This is a genomic window from Providencia sp. AGC89 (assembly GCF_053543535.1).
Genome location: NZ_JBIXLP010000082.1, coordinates 1 through 1,530, shown reverse-complemented (window position 1 = coordinate 1,530; position 1,530 = coordinate 1). Strand labels below are relative to the sequence as shown.

The following is a 1,530-nucleotide window of genomic DNA, read 5'->3' as shown; positions in this document are numbered from 1 at the left end:
AAATTTCTTTAGCTAAACTATGACACAGTTTATGATCCGTCTTATTCACCAATTTAGACATGAAACCGATGTTGCTGATCAAGTTAACATTAGCTCCCGTAGATTCTATCAATTCAATTAACTCTGGTAGCCGTGTTAAATATTTTAGTGTTGAATGAAAATCCACTTGAGCAGGCGGAACTGGCGTCATTAAAATATCTGCCGCAGCAATTGCATTTGATAAAAATGCATCAAGGTGAGGCCCACTATCAATAAAGATAAAATCATAATCTTTTTTAACTTTATTGATAATATTCTCTCGCAGAACAGTATAGATATTATGACCTGGTAAATGCTCTGCACACAATAATTCCCATTGAGAGGCAATAAATGCATCTTCAATAGATGCAGGGATCACATCAACGCCTTGAATCACTGAAGGTAAAACAAATTCATTTAGCAATTCTTCTCGAGTCACATTCTGTAGCATAGCTTGAGCTGCAGTAGTATCAACCACGCCGATTGATTGCATATGATCTAAAAACATAGTAGCTGATGATTGAGGGTCAAGATCTATTACTAAAATCCTAAGATCTTCAAATATGAGATGAGGATGCGTACGCAATGCATGAGCCAACGATACTGTACTGACCGTTTTTGAGACCCCCCCTTTCAAATTTCCAACAAAAAAAGTGAATGCATCAGGGTAACGATCACGGTACTTAGGGACACCACGATGATGATAAATATCGACAATATTTTGGATTGTCATCGCGTACTTTAATGCAGTTCCTGCTTGCCTTTTCTCAAATACGTATCCCGCATTTTCCATTTCATTAACAGCGTAATCGACGCTAGCGCGAGTCAGCTTAGGCAATTTAGCGACGGCTGCTTTAGAGTAAACTTGGTAATAAGCGGTTTCATTCAGTTCCTCTTTTTGAGATTGAACTTGTTCAGTCAACGATTGCAATAATCTGACAGAGCGACTCGCAATTTTGTTGAACTGATTATTTGCTCTAACCATACCAGTTTATCTCCTTATGCAGCATTCTTAATTAGGATGCATAATCCTACATAAGCTTAGTATTGTAAACAATCTTTTGCTAATTATTTTTCCCCACAGCTTTAAAATAGCATAACCCAATGATATTAAAGAATATTAAATAAAATAAAAATAAGATTTCAATCTGAAATCACCAATTTAAATTCTAAATTCCAAATGAAATTAAAAATGTGAGAATTAAATTTTATTAAATATACTAATGACACAGCCCTATCCTTAATTAGTATTTTTACTCATCTTGTACTAAAAACAGCATTAATGAATATCATTATCAAATAGAAAAAGACGAATAAAATTGCAATTTATTCAATTTCGAAAATAATTAACGCTTTTATCTGTAAATTTCCTGCTATTTTTCAATAAATATAGGGGGAAGAAATATAATTCAGGTAGAGTAATGGGAACACTTAATCCCATTAGCGAAATGAAATATCAAAATGTAACATGGCATCAAGCGTAAAAATTTTTGTATAAACGTCGGTTGAACT

The 1,530-nt window shown here is 33.8% G+C and carries 1 protein-coding gene; it reads right to left on the bottom strand.

Annotated features, from left to right (window positions below):
* The coding region (locus ACIPUA_RS17580) for an AAA family ATPase (RefSeq protein WP_449059926.1) at positions 1-1,003 on the bottom strand (1,003 nt) is incomplete at its 3' end.
* Between the last annotated feature and the right edge of the window lie 527 nt (positions 1,004-1,530).